Source organism: Alteromonas sp. G4i35 (assembly GCF_054960375.1).
In genome coordinates, this window is the sequence record NZ_JBHNZD010000021.1 from 89,516 (window position 1) to 105,365 (window position 15,850).

General features: G+C 46.0%; 16 protein-coding genes. 15 read left to right on the top strand and 1 reads right to left on the bottom strand.

Annotation, left to right across the window (positions count from 1 at the left end):
- The first annotated feature begins 52 nt into the window (after positions 1–52).
- Positions 53–1,339 carry an acyltransferase family protein gene (locus tag ACFI6L_RS14535; RefSeq protein WP_462574275.1) on the top strand — a complete coding sequence of 429 codons (1,287 nt, stop codon included), beginning with the start codon at positions 53–55 and terminating at the stop codon, positions 1,337–1,339.
- A 148-nt stretch (positions 1,340–1,487) separates the two neighbouring features.
- On the opposite strand, the gene suhB is transcribed toward ACFI6L_RS14535, so the two are convergent.
- Complete coding sequence (gene suhB, locus ACFI6L_RS14540; RefSeq protein ID WP_014950183.1) at positions 1,488–2,264, bottom strand: inositol-1-monophosphatase; 777 nt, start codon at positions 2,262–2,264, stop codon at positions 1,488–1,490.
- Between the two features lie 255 nt (positions 2,265–2,519).
- On the opposite strand from suhB, the gene trmJ reads away from it, so the two are divergent.
- The 14 genes from trmJ (at position 2,520) to ndk (ending at position 15,812) form a co-directional block, all read left to right on the top strand.
- Positions 2,520–3,284, top strand: coding sequence for a tRNA (cytosine(32)/uridine(32)-2'-O)-methyltransferase TrmJ (gene trmJ / locus ACFI6L_RS14545; RefSeq protein ID WP_014950182.1), 765 nt, complete (start codon positions 2,520–2,522; stop codon positions 3,282–3,284).
- A 5-nt stretch (positions 3,285–3,289) separates the two neighbouring features.
- Positions 3,290–4,114, top strand: a complete 825-nt coding sequence (cysE, locus tag ACFI6L_RS14550; RefSeq protein WP_462574276.1) for a serine O-acetyltransferase — start codon at positions 3,290–3,292, stop codon at positions 4,112–4,114.
- Between the two features lie 168 nt (positions 4,115–4,282).
- Positions 4,283–5,737, top strand: a complete 1,455-nt coding sequence (locus tag ACFI6L_RS14555; RefSeq protein WP_462574277.1) for a flavin-containing monooxygenase — start codon at positions 4,283–4,285, stop codon at positions 5,735–5,737.
- 49 nt (positions 5,738–5,786) lie between these two features.
- Positions 5,787–6,698: an alpha/beta fold hydrolase gene (locus ACFI6L_RS14560; RefSeq protein WP_061486183.1), complete on the top strand. Its 912-nt coding sequence runs from the start codon at positions 5,787–5,789 to the stop codon at positions 6,696–6,698.
- Between the two features lie 257 nt (positions 6,699–6,955).
- Positions 6,956–7,441, top strand: a complete 486-nt coding sequence (gene iscR / locus ACFI6L_RS14565; RefSeq protein WP_014950178.1) for a Fe-S cluster assembly transcriptional regulator IscR — start codon at positions 6,956–6,958, stop codon at positions 7,439–7,441.
- Between the two features lie 18 nt (positions 7,442–7,459).
- Positions 7,460–8,626 (top strand): IscS subfamily cysteine desulfurase, encoded by a 1,167-nt coding sequence (locus ACFI6L_RS14570; RefSeq protein WP_061486181.1) that lies wholly within the window; start codon positions 7,460–7,462, stop codon positions 8,624–8,626.
- A 394-nt stretch (positions 8,627–9,020) separates the two neighbouring features.
- The gene (sufB, locus tag ACFI6L_RS14575) at positions 9,021–10,457 is read left to right on the top strand and encodes a Fe-S cluster assembly protein SufB (RefSeq protein ID WP_014950176.1); all 1,437 of its coding nucleotides are present in this window, start codon (positions 9,021–9,023) and stop codon (positions 10,455–10,457) included.
- A gap of 3 nt (positions 10,458–10,460) precedes the next feature.
- A complete protein-coding gene (gene sufC, locus ACFI6L_RS14580) occupies positions 10,461–11,222 on the top strand; it encodes a Fe-S cluster assembly ATPase SufC (protein ID WP_014979831.1) in 762 nt (253 codons plus the stop codon).
- Complete coding sequence (gene sufD / locus ACFI6L_RS14585) at positions 11,219–12,475, top strand: Fe-S cluster assembly protein SufD (protein WP_039228366.1); 1,257 nt, start codon at positions 11,219–11,221, stop codon at positions 12,473–12,475. The genes sufC and sufD overlap by 4 nt, the downstream gene beginning before the upstream one ends.
- The gene (locus tag ACFI6L_RS14590) at positions 12,472–13,689 is read left to right on the top strand and encodes an aminotransferase class V-fold PLP-dependent enzyme (RefSeq protein WP_039231541.1); all 1,218 of its coding nucleotides are present in this window, start codon (positions 12,472–12,474) and stop codon (positions 13,687–13,689) included. Before sufD ends, ACFI6L_RS14590 begins: the two co-directional genes overlap by 4 nt.
- A 9-nt stretch (positions 13,690–13,698) precedes the next feature.
- Positions 13,699–14,055: a HesB/IscA family protein gene (locus ACFI6L_RS14595; protein ID WP_014950172.1), complete on the top strand. Its 357-nt coding sequence runs from the start codon at positions 13,699–13,701 to the stop codon at positions 14,053–14,055.
- A gap of 50 nt (positions 14,056–14,105) precedes the next feature.
- Positions 14,106–14,639 carry a putative Fe-S cluster assembly protein SufT gene (gene sufT, locus ACFI6L_RS14600; RefSeq protein WP_014977033.1) on the top strand — a complete coding sequence of 178 codons (534 nt, stop codon included), beginning with the start codon at positions 14,106–14,108 and terminating at the stop codon, positions 14,637–14,639.
- A gap of 59 nt (positions 14,640–14,698) precedes the next feature.
- On the top strand, positions 14,699–15,109 hold the full coding sequence (locus tag ACFI6L_RS14605; RefSeq protein ID WP_049588020.1) for a SufE family protein: 411 nt from the start codon (positions 14,699–14,701) through the stop codon (positions 15,107–15,109).
- A gap of 271 nt (positions 15,110–15,380) precedes the next feature.
- Entirely contained in the window at positions 15,381–15,812 is a 432-nt protein-coding gene (gene ndk / locus ACFI6L_RS14610) for a nucleoside-diphosphate kinase (protein WP_049588021.1), read from the top strand.
- Positions 15,813–15,850 lie beyond the last annotated feature (38 nt).

The following is a 15,850-nucleotide window of genomic DNA, read 5'->3' on the forward strand; positions in this document are numbered from 1 at the left end:
AGACGTCTATCACATTAGATGCAACATGCTAGTTAAGCACTATTGAATAGGAGTGAGGACATTGACGCAAGCATATGTTGATCAGGAAGCAACGTTTGTTAACAGAACTTCAAAGGGGGAGGCGAGAGAGAAGGCCGTGGTTGAGAGTCCTATTGCACAGCGTTATTTTGAGTTAGATGCGCTGCGTGTCATCGCGTTTGGCGTACTTATTTTTTATCACATTGGAATGTATTACGTACTTGAGTGGAGCTGGCATATAAAAAGCGACGTGCAATTTTCACTACTACAAGATGTCATGATATTGACCAACCAATGGCGTATGTCTTTATTATTTTTAATCTCTGCCATGGTATTTACCGTCGTGCTGCGCCGAGCTTATGACAAACCAACCTCTCGCTGGCGTGTATCTCTTTTATTACTGGTGAAGAGGGCGTTGAGGATATTAATTCCACTTGTTTTCGGTATGTTCGTTATTGTTGCGCCACAAGTTTATGTAGAGTGGACAGTAAGCGGAGCACTAGCCATGCCGTTTAGCGAGTTCTACGTTGCTTACATTAATCCAAACACTGACTTGTTTATCGACAAACAATCGGTAATTGGTTTACTGACGTGGAATCACCTTTGGTTTTTACCTTACCTTTTTGTGTATAGCGCTTTCATATTGCTGTTTTTCCCGCTTATCAGATTTGTGGAAGTAAGGGCGTTGAGAGTACTCGATAGTTTGGCGCTGTTTAGCGTGTTAGTGGTTACGATCATGACTGCCATATGGCTGGAACTACGAGTAGCATATCCCACGTCGCACGACTTGCTTAATGATTGGTATAGTCATGCAAAGTACTTTTTTGTGATGCTGGTAGGTATTGTGGTCGCGCTTAGACCCGCATTGTATGCTGCAATTATGAGGTCCCGTTACGTAAGCTTAACCATTGCGATAGTACTTTACAGCGTCATAATTTTAGACCGTCACGACTTGCTAGGCCCTACAGGGCAGTTAATGGAGTCGTCGCCTGGGTTTCGTGTTTTGGTTGGTGTAATCGTTGTACTTAATCACTGGGCATGGTTGGCAGCAATATTGGGGTTCGGTCGAAAATATTTGTCTAACCCGAGTAAGGTGGTGAGCTATTTGAACAAAGGCGTATTGCCTTACTATATGGTGCATCAAACGATAATTGTGGTGGCGGCGTTCTTTTTGAGCTCCAGTGTATCGTCGACACTCGGAGAATTTATTTTAATAACGCTAATAACCGTTGTGGGGTGCGCACTGACATACGAAGTCGCCAAGCGCTTTTTAATACTTAGATTTTTGTTTGGCCTAAAGTTAAACGAAAACTATAAATGAGAAAAAGAAAAAGGCGCTATGTCACGTCATTCGTGTCATAGCGCCTTTACTGTTTAACTGTGCTTGGTTTATCGGCTCAGTTTATGTGCTTACGAGCGATTTATTTAAGGTGCTTCTTACTTAAGATGCTTCTTATTTAAGGTGCTTCTTACTTAAGATGCTTCACTAAGCCTTGAACAACCTTCACGCTACCAGCAACAATTTCGCCTTTGTGAAGCGGGTCGTTTCCGCCTTTAAAGTCTGTTACCAATCCGCCAGCTTCACGAACAATAAGCTCACCTGCTGCGATATCCCAAGATTTAATGCCGCGCTCCCAGTAACCGTCGTGGCGGCCAGCTGCAACGTAAGCAAGGTCTAGCGCTGCACTACCCGCGCGGCGAATGTCGCCCACTTCGTGGAAAATTTTGTTAAGGCTTAGTGCATACTCGCCAAATTGAGACTTGTTCTTAAACGGCAAGCCAGTAGCAATAATGGTTTCAGAAAGGTCACGAGGCTTAGAAGCACGGATACGATAACCGTTAAGCTGCGCGCCTTGACCACGGCTCGCAGTAAATAGTTCGCTGCGAATTGGGTCAAAAACAACCGCTTGATCTAAGCGACCTTTGTGAAGAAGTGCAATTGAAACGGCAAAGTGAGGAATGCCTTTTACAAAGTTAGTGGTGCCATCTAGTGGATCGATGATCCACTGATAATCAGTTTCTGTGCCCAACACTTCACCCGATTCTTCACCTAGGAAGCAATGGTTCGGATAAGACTGCTGAATTTTGGCAATAATTGCTTGTTCTGCTTCTTTATCAACTTGAGTAACGAAGTCGTTTAAGCCTTTTGACTCTGTTGCTACTTCATTATGTTTTTCAAAACCACGAACAATAACTGTTCCAGCCGCACGCGCAGCGCGCACCGCAATATTCAGCATAGGATGCATAGATAAACCACCAATTGTAAAAGACCAATGAAACAAACTAACTGTACAAAAAATAGCTAGTTGTTTTCGAAAACGGGCGGAGTCTACCAGAATCTATGCGCGATGCAAATGAAATCCCAGCACAATAGCGTGAATAGCCATCTATACTGCCGCTGTGTTAAACTTCGCGCTATTAAGGTCTGTTAGATAGTACGCCAAAAGCGCGTATTATCGAATTAAAGACGCTATCCAAATAAGTACGTAGGTATTACACGCATGCTCGAGAATATTCGCATTATTTTAGTTAACACGTCTCACACGGGAAACATCGGCTCGACAGCAAGAGCTATGAAAACCATGGGGCTGAGCAGCTTATATCTTGTCGACCCAGTAAATGAGCCAGACGGCCAAGCCAGTGCATTGGCGGCAGGGGCTGGTGATGTGCTTGCTAATGCGAAAATTGTAAGCACGCTGGAAGAGGCAGTTAAAGACTGTGGCTTGGTAGTAGGCACGTCAGCACGCTCTCGCACTCATTCATGGCCTATGTTAGGCCCGCGCGACTGTGGCGAAAAGCTGGTCCAAGAAGTAGAAAAGTACCCGGTAGCCTTGGTGTTTGGGCGTGAGAACAGTGGTTTAACTAATGAAGAGCTGCAGCAATGTCACTTCCATATGTGTATTCCAGCCAACCCTGAATACAGCTCACTTAATTTAGCAGCAGCAGTGCAAACCCTTTGTTATGAAATTCGCATGGCCTATCTAAATCGCGAAACCTATCCAAGTGTTGAGGAAGAATATCCACTGAATGACGATTTAGAGCGTTTTTATACGCATTTGGAAACTACGCTGGAAGGCACGTCGTTCATTCGCAAAAGTCACCCGGGTGTGGTTATGACTAAGCTGCGCCGCTTGTTTAACCGAGCGCGCCCTGAGTCTCAAGAGCTTAATATATTGCGCGGTATATTGGCGTCTATCGATAAATCGGTGAAGAATGCTAACTCTGGCGATGCAGACCCTGCACCAGCGATAGAAGAAAAAGAGTAAACACTATGTTCGCCCGTATAAAAGATGATATTCAAGGTGTTTTTCATCGCGACCCAGCGGCCAGAGACACCTTTGAAGTGCTAACTAACTATCCTGGCCTTCATGCAGTGTGGCTACATCGCATCAGTCACAAACTATGGAAGGCTGAATGGAAATGGTCGGCACGCAGTTTATCAACCTTTAGCCGTTGGCTTACGGGGATTGAAATTCATCCTGGTGCCACGTTAGGACGACGGGTATTTATCGATCACGGTATGGGTGTGGTCATTGGTGAAACTGCAGAAATTGGCGATGATGTCACCCTTTACCACGGCGTTACTCTTGGAGGCACTAGCTGGAGAGCAGGTAAGCGCCACCCAACCCTTAAAAATGGTGCAGTTGTCGGCGCTGGCGCCAAAGTGTTGGGGCCTATTATTATAGGTGAAAACGCTAAAGTAGGGTCTAACTCTGTGGTCGTAAAAGATATTCCTGATGGCGCTACGGCGGTGGGGATCCCCGGTCGTATCATTATCTCGAAGCAAAAAGAGATGAATGCGTCGGTAAATCCCGAGCGAGATAAAATTGCCCAGAAATATGGTTTTGATGCCTATGCTGTCGCGCCAGATAACCCTGATCCTGTGGCCAATGCGATGGGCATAATGCTAGAGCACATGCACCAAATGGACACCAAAGTGGAAGAGATGTGCAAGGTCATTCAGTCACTAGGTGGCGATGTGTGTACCGATAATTTACACAATATTAGCGCTGAAGATTTCGCAGAAACGGGTTTCGACCTAACGGAAACCCAAGAGCGAGAGAAGGCTCATTCTTCTTTCGACCCCGCTATTTAACTCTAATTCCGCATACTATTTTCGGGTGCTAAGGCCGAGAACCTTCACCCTTATATAGTAAAAATTCACAAAAGCTTGTTTTTACAAAACATTAACAATCACATTGACTCATGCATAACTCCAACATACATTGAGATGAAAGGTTGATCATCACTTTTCAGGGACGTTATGCAAGAAACAGCGCCATTACTCGACGTACTAATTGTTGGAGCCGGAATTTCGGGTATCGGCTGCGCCTACCACATTCAAAAAAAATGTCCTGACCTTTCATATTCTATTATAGAAGCCCGCAGTGATTTGGGCGGCACATGGGATTTATTCAAATACCCGGGAATACGCTCAGATTCTGATTTATTCACCTTTGGCTACGAATTCAAACCTTGGAAAGAGAAAAAGGCCATTGCTGATGGTCGTTCAATAAAGGCTTACGTAGAAGAAACCGCGGCTGAAAATGGTATTAAAGAGCACATACGTTTTTTAACTCGTGTGGTAGATATAGATTGGCAAAGCGATAAACACTATTGGCGGGTTACGTTAAAGTCAGAAGAGAGTGGGCAGCATGAGCACATTGCCGCCAGATGGATATTTAACGCTTCGGGTTATTATCGATACGATAAAGGTTATGCACCACATTTCAAAGGGCAATCACAATTTAACGGCCAGATTGTACATCCACAGCATTGGCCTGAAGATCTGGAATACGAAAACAAACGCGTCGTGGTAATCGGAAGCGGTGCAACGGCGGTAACGCTGGTTCCCGCACTAGCGAAAAGCGCATCGCACGTGACTATGCTGCAAAGAACGCCATCCTACGTATTGCCTGTTCCCGTAGATGACCCAATCGCAAAACATTTACGCGCGTGGTTTAGCGAGGATACAGCGTTTAAAGCTGCGCGTTGGTTTAACATAGCGAAACAGCGTTGGGTGTACGCATTTTGTCAGCGCTTTCCGCATCGTGCGCGCAAAATAATACGCAGTCTTAATGCAAAAATGTTACCCGAAGGGTATCCAGTAGATATACACTTTAACCCACCTTACAATCCTTGGGAGCAGCGACTGTGTGCAGTTCCGGGTGGAGATTTATTCGAGTCGATTTCGAAAGGTAAGGCGTCGGTTGCAACAGATACTATAGATACGTTTACTGAAACGGGCATTAAACTTGATTCGGGCCAGCATATTGAAGCAGATATTATAGTAACAGCCACTGGATTAAACCTTCTGCCTTTAGGAGGGATAGTGCCAAAAATTGATGGTGAAGCTATTTCGCTTCCAGAATGTGTTACGTATAAAGGTATGTTACTCAGTGGCGTGCCTAATTTTGCTATTGCGGTGGGCTATACAGCTTCATCGTGGACACTAAAAATTGGCCTTCTATGTGAGCATTTCACGCGATTGCTCAATCATATGGAAGAGCACGGCTTTACACAGTGTACACCTATAGCAGACCCAAATATGGAAACACAACCGTTGCTAAACTTTGGCGCTGGCTACATCCAACGCTCTTTAGAACAGTTGCCACGTCAAGGCATGCAGTTTCCTTGGTCTATGTCGTTCAATTATGCACAAGACGTGAAAATTTTTCGGAAAGGCCGTGTAGACGATCCAGCGCTTAAGTTTGAATAGAAATTTTAATAGACGCACACTTACTTTTATTAAATCACGAGAGCTTTAAATGAGTTTAGCCCAGCATCATGAGCAATACGTAATGCTTAAAAGCGGTGATAGGTTTTGCTATGCCGAACATGGTGTCGGAAATACCGACACCATTGTACTTATTGTGGGTTTAGGTCTTCAGTTGGTTTATTGGCCAAACGCGCTTATTGAGCGTTTAGTTGCTAGTGGATTTCGCGTTATTTGCTTTGACAATCGTGATGCAGGAAGGTCAGTACGCAGCGGCACACCGCATCCCAGCCTATTACAGCAGTTAAGAGGAAGGTCGCCGAAAGGTGCATATGGACTTGAACGGATGGCTGAAGATACTGCACAGTTGTTAGAGGCGCTAAATATATCAAGCGCACATATCGCAGGAATGTCTATGGGAGGGATGATTGCACAGACTCTTGCAAGTCTGCATCCTGAAAAAGTGATATCTATGACGTCTATTTTCTCGACGACAGGGAATCGCCGCGTAGGGCAACCCTCTTATTCAACGCTATGGCGAATGGCAAGAGCTAAAGCGCCAATGAACGAAAAAGACGCAGTAAAAAACTATCAGGCAATGATGACGCATATTGGCGATGTAGCTGCAAACGGAGCCGTAAACCAATGGCATCAGTACGCGCGTTTGGCATGGCAGCGCAATGGTGGCAAAAGTGATGCAAAAGCGATGTTCCGGCAAATCGGTGCTATTATGAAATCCGGGGACCGAACGCCAATGCTTCAAAATGTCAAAGCTCCAACATTAGTGATTCACGGAGATGTTGATCACATGGTGCATCCCAGTGGCGGTGTTGCAACAGCCAGAGCTATATCAGGTGCTAAACATCAAGTGTTGCGTGGGTTGCGCCATCAAATTGATACCGTTCAATCACATCGGATAGCAGACAGTATTCTTGCTCATATTCACTTAAATGCAAACAAATAGCGTTTATGGTCGACGTTATCATTCATTTGCAGAATAAACGATTTCTTAGCATTTAGCGTAGAAGTAACCACGCAAATTTGGCACCTACTAGCGTCTATTAGTGCTTATTTGGATCGGGCTAAAATGAAACGAAAGCCTTGATGTACAAAAGCGATTACTCGAATCAATAATACCTGACTATTTTACTAGGTCTTATACTTGACCATTTTAGTCGGGTATGTGAAAATTCCCGCACTATAAAACGGCGGGAGAATCCAATGAAACTCACTTCGAAAGGGCGCTATGCGGTTACCGCAATGCTTGATGTCGCTTTGCATTCAAAGCGTGGTCCAGTGCCTCTTGCCGACATTTCAGAACGACAAGAAATTTCTTTATCTTACCTTGAACAGCTTTTTTCTCGATTGCGTAAAGAGCAATTAGTAGACAGTGTTCGCGGGCCTGGCGGCGGCTATTTGTTAGGCCGTGAAGCAAGCAAAATTGCGATAGGCGAAGTCATTCGCGCCGTCGACGAGTCCATTGATGCGACACGTTGCCAAGGACAAGCAGACTGTCAAGGCGGCGATCGCTGCCTAACGCACAGCTTGTGGCAAGACCTAAGTGATCGCATTGCGGCGTTTTTGAATTCAATTACGTTGGGCGAGTTAATGGCAAAGCGTGATGTGCAAGAGGTAGCCGACCGTCAAGACGGTAATGCATCACTTCGTCATATCACCAAAGATATCGAAGTTAGTATTCAACTTTAAATTGGTATTGAGTAACGCATGGCTTTATCAACACCCATTTATTTAGATTACGCAGCAACAACACCGGTAGACCCGAATGTGGCCGAGGCAATGGCAAAATGCCTAACGCTGGATGGCAACTTTGGTAACCCAGCTTCTCGTAGCTATCGCTTCGGCTGGATGGCAGAAGAAGCGGTTGATGTTGCTAGAAATCAAATCAGCGACGCGCTTAATTGCGACCCTAGAGAAATTGTTTTTACTTCGGGGGCCACTGAATCGAACAATCTTGCTATAAAAGGCGTCGCCCAAGGTTATGCCAATAAACGCAAACATATCATTACCGTTAACACCGAACATAAAGCGGTGTTGGATACCTGTGAGTTCTTACAAAGCCAAGGCTTTGAGGTTACCTATCTTGAAGTATTGCCAAACGGTTTAATTGATTTAAATGATCTCAAAAACGCGTTGCGCGACGACACTATTTTGGTGTCGGTGATGCATGTGAACAATGAACTTGGTGTTATCCAAGACATTCAAGCTATTGGCCAGCTTTGTCGTGACAAAGGCATTCTTTTTCATGTGGATGGTGCGCAAAGTGTGGGCAAAATTGCCATTGATTTAGGCGAGCTTCCTATAGATTTGCTGTCTATATCGGCGCACAAGATATACGGCCCGAAAGGTATGGGGGCACTATATGTGCGTCGCCGTCCCAAAATTAATCTGGTGGCACAAATTCATGGCGGGGGCCACGAGCGCGGCATGCGGTCGGGTACATTAGCCACCCACCAAATTGTTGGAATGGGTGAAGCCATCGCGCTAGCTTCTTCAAAAATAGAAGAGGATAGTGCGCGCATATTAGCGCTGCGTGAATCGCTGTGGCAGGGCCTTCAACAGCTCGACGATATCTATTTAAATGGGCACGCAACACAGCGTATCCCGGGTATTTTAAATGTGAGCTTTGCGGGTGTAGACGGTGAAAGCTTGATGATGGGTTTAAATGATATTGCTGTATCTTCAGGGTCGGCGTGTACATCAGCGAGTCTAGAGCCCTCGTATGTGCTGAAAGCGATTGGCCGAAGCAACGAATTGGCGCATGCAGGAATTAGATTCAGCGTGGGGCGTTTTACGACCCAAGAAGACATCGATTACGTAATACAAAAAGTAGTGGATGTAACCACAAGACTACGCCAAGCGGTTTCAGCATAAACGCCTATACCGTCGTTGAGCGCGGTTTTTTGTAGTAGGCAAAGCGTAGTTAGTGTTAGCGCATTCTTTTTTATTTTAGTGAATGTGGAAGAAAATTAATGCGCGTTTGAAGGAAATTGACCTTTAAGCAGCGTTTAAAACGCGTAAGTGGCCATAAATTAATGGCTGAATATTTGAGTGAAATAGTCGGGTATTATATACTACGGCACCAAAATTTTAGGCTGTCCGCAATGTAACTGGCAGTTTTGGCAACTCTTTTGGGCGTAAACCCAAATAAATGACGTTGTTGAAGTTGAAAGTCGATATAAATTACCAAGACCGTGGGGTGATTTATTTGCCAGTTAAATAGAAAGGTTAGTGGCAGCAAATGCAGGCAAACAAGTGAGATCCCAACATGAGTGAACAGATCGAACAGGCGTTAGAAAGAAAGTACGATGCGGGTTTCTATTCAGAAATCGAATCGGAAACGTTTGAAAGCGGCCTGGACGAGTCGGTTATCCGCCGCATATCAGCAATGAAAAACGAGCCTGAATGGATGCTTGAATGGCGTTTGAAGTCTTATCATGCATGGCTAGAAATGGAAGAGCCTGATTGGGCGCATGTCGACTATCCGAAAATCGATTATCAGGCCATTTCTTATTACTCGGCACCAAAGAGTATGAAAGATAAACCTAAGTCGCTAGATGAAGTTGACCCTGAGCTACTTCGCACCTATGAAAAGCTGGGCATTCCTCTACACGAGCAGGAAATGCTGGCAGGCGTCGCGGTAGATGCGGTATTCGACTCGGTATCGGTTGTAACTACGTTCCGCGATAAGCTTGAAGAAGCGGGAGTGATCTTTTGCCCAATTTCTGAGGCAGTACAGAAGTACCCAGACCTTGTAAAGAAATACATTGGTTCGGTAGTGCCGCGCACAGATAACTATTTTGCTGCGCTTAACAGCGCTGTATTTACTGACGGTTCATTTGTCTATATTCCAAAAGGCACACGTTGCCCAATGGAGCTTTCTACTTATTTTCGTATTAACGAAATGAACACCGGTCAGTTCGAGCGTACCTTGATTGTTGCTGATGAAGGCAGCTACGTAAGCTACCTTGAAGGTTGTACTGCACCACAGCGAGATGAAAACCAGCTGCATGCGGCAGTGGTTGAACTAGTGGCAATGGATGATGCGCAGATTAAATACTCAACGGTACAGAACTGGTACCCAGGTGACGAGAACGGTAAAGGCGGTATCTACAACTTCGTGACAAAACGTGGTGTAGCGCATACCAATGCGAAAATCTCGTGGACGCAGGTTGAAACCGGCTCTGCGGTTACGTGGAAGTACCCAAGCTGTGTACTTAAAGGCGACAACAGTGTAGGTGAATTCTATTCAGTAGCGCTAACGCGCGGTCGCCAGCAGGCTGATACCGGTACTAAGATGATCCACGTTGGTAAAAACACCAAGTCGACCATCATCTCTAAAGGTATTTCAGCGGGTAACAGTAACAATGCCTATCGCGGGCTGGTTCAAATGGGCCCTCGCGCCGACGGAGCACGTAACTTCACCGAGTGTGACTCGCTACTTATCGGTGACAAATGTGGCGCGCACACATTCCCGTATATCGAAAGCCGTAACCCTTCAGCCATTGTTGAGCACGAAGCAACAACATCGAAGGTGAGCGACGAACAATTATTCCTGTGTCAGCAACGTGGCTTAGACACAGAAAAGGCCGTTTCTATGATTGTTAACGGTTTCTGTAAAGAAGTATTCAAAGAGCTGCCAATGGAATTTGCCGTAGAAGCCGGCAAGCTGCTCGAAATTAGTCTTGAAGGTTCAGTGGGGTAATCAATGCTTAGTATCAAGAATTTACATGCCAGCGTGGAAGAGAAAAACATCATAAAAGGTCTTAACCTTGAAGTTAAACCTGGTGAAGTACACGCTATCATGGGCCCCAACGGAGCCGGTAAAAGTACACTAGGCTACGTCCTATCTGGTCGTGACGGCTACGAAGTAAGCGAAGGCGAAGCCACGCTTAACGGTAAAGACCTATTAGAGCTTGAAGTAGAAGAGCGTGCCCGTGAAGGCCTTTTCCTTGCGTTCCAATACCCAGTTGAAATTCCTGGCGTAAGCAATATGGAATTCATGAAAGAGTCAGTTAACGCTATGCGCGAACAGCGCGGCGAAGCGCCATTAACAGCTGCTGAGTTTTTAAAGAAAGCAAAAGAAGCGTGCAAGCAGGTACAGCTTCCATTGGATTTCTTGAAGCGCGGTGTAAACGAAGGTTTCTCTGGTGGTGAGAAGAAGCGTAACGAAATCATGCAAATGATTTTGCTAGAGCCAAAGCTTTGTATTCTAGATGAATCAGACTCAGGCCTTGACGTTGATGCACTTCAGGTTGTTGCCGATGGTGTTAATAGCCAGCGCGACGGTGAGCGTAGCTTCATCGTTGTTACCCACTACCAGCGTCTTCTAGACTACATCAAGCCTGACTTTGTTCACATTCTTGCCGACGGCAAAATTGTGAAAAGCGGTGACGCGTCACTAGCGCTAGAAGTTGAGAAGAGCGGATACGCATTCCTAGGTAAAGCGTACGAGGAGGCTGAAGCATGAGTCAATGGCTAGAACAGGTCATTGATGCGGCGCAAATCTCCGATTACTTAGCGCCCGTGCGTCAGCAGGCCTTAGAAAAGTTAAAAGCTGATGGTTGGCCAGCCCGTAGAAACGAAAGCTGGCGTTTTACGCCGCTAACACCCGTTGAAAAGCGTGAAGCTAAGCAAGCGGTTCAGGCAGACAGTTTACCGGTACCCGCTATCGATAACCTAAATGCTATCGACCTAGTATTTGTAGACGGTGTCTTGGTCACGCAGGTTAACACGCTAAATGTGCCAGCTGGCATGAGCATCACGTCACTTAATAATGATGATACTGCCACGCAGCAAGCGATCAGCAGTGTATACGGTCAGGTTAAACCTACCCGTCATATGTTTGGCCTAGTTAACGATGCGCTGTGCCAACACGGTATATTTATTAATGTTGAAGCAGGCGCGAAAATCGACACGCCAGTGCGCATTGTGAACATGGCGTCGCAAAATGTTGATGCTCATACGCGTGTGGTGGTGAAGGTCGCTGAAGGCGCAAGTGCTACTGTTATCGAGCAAGGTTTTGGCGATACTGAAAGTTTAACCACAGCGTTTGCTGAATATGACTTGGCTGATGATGCACACCTAGAGCACTATCGTTTTGCTATGTTTACCGGCAAAGCTAAGCAATTAGGTGGTAGCCACTTTAAGCTACATAACCGCACTACGCTTAACAGCACCATGGTGGGCTATGGAAGTGAGCTTTCCCGTTTAGATGTAGATATTCATCACGCCGGCGAATTTGCCGATGCGAAAATGAACGCCATTTATCTTCTCGCGGAAGGCGAGTTATTTGACCTTCACTCTACCATTGAGCACGCCATGCCTAATGGTACGACAGAAGAAAACGCGCGTGGGATTGTAGGCGATAAAGCACGTGCCGTGTTCAATGGTCGCATTCATATTCATCGTGATGCGCAAAAGACATTGGCTGAACTTAATAACCGCAACTTGTTGCTATCTCGCCGTGGCGTTATCAACACCAAGCCTGAGCTTGAAATTTATGCTGATGACGTAAAATGTGCTCACGGTGCAACGGTTGCTGAAATTGAAGAAGAAGCCTTGTATTACATGCTTACCCGCGGCGTTTCTCGCAGTAAGGCACTTGTAATGCTCAACTTTGGCTTCATTCAAGAGCTTATAAATGACGTGCCTAATGCGGCAGTCCGTGAATGGCTAGCACCAATTTTAAGTGAGCGCTTCGCCCAAATGGAGGTGAAATGAGCTTAGACGTTGCAGCACTTCGTGCCCAGTTTCCTATTTTATCTAAAACGGTAGACGGCAAGCCGCTGGTCTACCTAGATAACGCGGCAACAACACAAAAACCTCAGGCCGTTATCGACGCCTTAGTAGATTTTTACACGGGGACGAATGCAAACGTGCACCGCGGTGCGCACCATTTATCGGATGAAGCCACGCGCCGTTACGAGAATGCACGTACCAGCGTTGCAAAGTTCATTAACGCGAAAGCGCGTGAAGAAGTTATTTGGACGTCGGGCACCACAGAAGCCATCAATATAGTCGCCAATGGTCTTGGACAGCTACTAAGCGAAGGTGACGAAGTGATGGTGACTGAGCTTGAGCACCACGCAAACTTGGTTACTTGGCAACAAGCGTGTCGCCGTTCTGGTGCAACGCTAAATGTTGTACCTATTTTCGACAGCGGAGAGTTAGACGTAGACGCTTTCGATAGACTGCTGTCTGAAAACACAAAGCTAGTGGCGTTTCCTCACGTATCGAATGCACTAGGTACGGTGAACCCAATTAAACTGCTTACTGAAAAAGCGAAAGCGGTAGGCGCATGGGTGCTGGTTGATGGCGCACAGGGTATTGCTCATGGCGGTGTTGACGTACAAGACATTGGCTGTGATTTTTACGCGTTTTCAGGCCACAAGCTATTCGGTCCAACAGGCATTGGCTGTCTGTGGGGCAAAAAAGAGGTGCTAGAAACCTGGCCTGTTTGGCAGGTAGGCGGCGAGATGATCAAAGACGTGACCTACCATGAAGCCACATGGGGAGCATTGCCAAATCGATTAGAAGCCGGTACGCCAAACATCGCAGGTGCCATTGGTATGGGCGCTGCAGTAGATTGGTTTAGTGCTCTTGATGTCAATGCTTTGCATGAACATGAACAAAAGCTGCTTGCCTATGCTACAGAGCAGGCCGAAGCGTTTGACGGTATGCGGATAATCGGTACGGCACCTAATAAGGTAGGCGTGCTGAGCTTTCTACTTGAAGGTGCGCACCCGGCGGACGTGGGCTTCATTCTCGATAGACAAGGCGTTGCGATCCGCACCGGTGACAACTGTGCACAGCCGCTAATGAAGCGCTTCGGTATACCGGGTACTGCCCGTGCGTCGTTCTCAATTTACAATACGCTTGAAGAAGTAGACAGCCTATTTGCTGCGCTTAAAAAAGCAAAAATGATGTTGGCCTAAGGAGGCATTATGAGTGTTGAAACTTTCGTACCTAGTACAAAGCTCATTTCGCTAACTGACAGTGCCGTTAAGCATTTCGAAAGTAAGCTTAAAGACAAGCCTGGTCAGTTAATTCGTTTATCGACAAAAGTAAGCGGCTGTACAGGTTACGCCTACGTGCTTGATTTCGCAGATAGTGCGCAAGCCGATGACGAAATTGTTGAAATTTCGCCACTACTTAACGTAGCCGTTGCTGCAGATGCCACCGACCTACTGCGTAATACTGAAATTGATTACGTTACAGAAGGTGTGAACGGCGTCATTAAATACAACAACCCGAACGTGGTTGATGAGTGCGGATGCGGTGAAAGCTTTAACGTAGGCTAAGCGCCACGTCAAAGGCCAACAGTGGTAGAACAAAGAGTACTAAGTAGTTTATGAAGCAAAAAATGGTGACCACCGAGCGCGACTGTAAAGCGCGCTTAGTTCCAGCGGGCAATCCTACCGTGATCCCTGAAGGCGAGTTTGTGAATATCACCCAAGAGCTCGGTGGTAACTATACGGTAACGTGGCGTGGCAACATGTACCGCATCGATGGTACTGATGCAGGTGCTATTGGCCGAAAAGCGATGACTCTGAGCTTTGACGCGCCAGAAGACGGAAACATAAGCGAACAGCAAGTGTGGGACGCGTTAGAAACTATCTTTGACCCTGAGATCCCTATCAATCTCGTATCCCTTGGTCTTATCTACAAAGTGGAAATTGATCAAGATACTAGCAGCGTCAATATTGATATGACCCTGACCGCACCAGGCTGTGGCATGGGCCCAGTATTGGTTGGCGACGTTGAATACCGCGTTGCCATGGTTCCCCATGTTAAAAACGTCAACGTAGAGCTTGTATTCGACCCTGCATGGTCCCGTGATATGATGAGTGAAGAAGCACAGCTTGAAGCGGGTCTGTTCTTCTAGTCATTCACGCAGTGAAATTTAATCACACAATTTTTCAAACAAATTAAGCGGAAATAGCAATGCAACTACCTAGCAGTGACGAAATTATTGATGATTTAGCGTTCTTCGACGATTGGGAACAGCGTTATCAGTACATCATTGATTTAGGGAAATCTATTCCGGGCTTGCCTGAAGATGCCAAAACACCTGAGCGTTTGGTCAAAGGATGTCAGAGCAGCGTTTGGCTGGTGGAGTCTTACGACGGCAATAAAATCAACTTTGACGTAGACAGCGATGCAGTTATCGTTCAAGGACTGCTTGCGTTAGTACTTGCCGCTTATAATGACAAAACGCCAAAAGATATTTTGACGTTTGATATCGACGGATATTTTGAAGCACTAGACCTAGAGCGTCATATAACGCCAACCCGCGGTAATGGCTTACGCGCCATCGTGGGTAAAATTCAAGAATTAGCAAAAGCCAACGCTTAACTTTTTAAGCGTTGGTTTCTTTAAGCCGTTTTAGGGTTTCATAGTAAAGGCAGTGGGGCAGGTGAGTCCTCGATAATTAGTTCTGTGCAAAATAATCTGTACGCTGTCATCATATTGTCATCGCCAACAGGCTAACCTTTCTCTACATTTGCGCATAAAAACAGTACTTTATATCTGATTTGATAAAGGCTCTGGTCAAGCTGCTATTTATTGCCTATAATTCGCGGCCAAAATTTTAAAGATACACACACTATTTGTTTGGAGAGAGAACATGGCTCTTGAGCGTACTTTTTCGATTATCAAGCCTGATGCGGTAGCTAAAAACGTAGTCGGTGCAATTTACAACCGTTTCGAATCTGCAGGTCTTCGCATCGTGGCATCTAAGATGATCCACATGAGCAAAGAGCAAGCAGAAGGCTTCTATGCAGAACACAAAGAGCGTCCTTTCTTCGGCGCACTTGTAGACTTCATGACGTCTGGTCCTGTTATGGTTCAAGTACTAGAAGGCGAAAACGCAGTTCTAGCTAACCGTGAAATCATGGGCGCAACTAACCCAGCTGATGCAGCTGCAGGTACACTTCGTTCAGACTACGCTGCGTCAATCGACGAAAACGCAGTTCACGGTTCTGACGCACCTGAGTCAGCAGCACGTGAAATTGCTTACTTCTTCTCTGAAGAAGAAATCTGCCCACGTACTCGCTAAGATTACGTAGGTAGAATTAACGGGGCTATAAGCCCCGT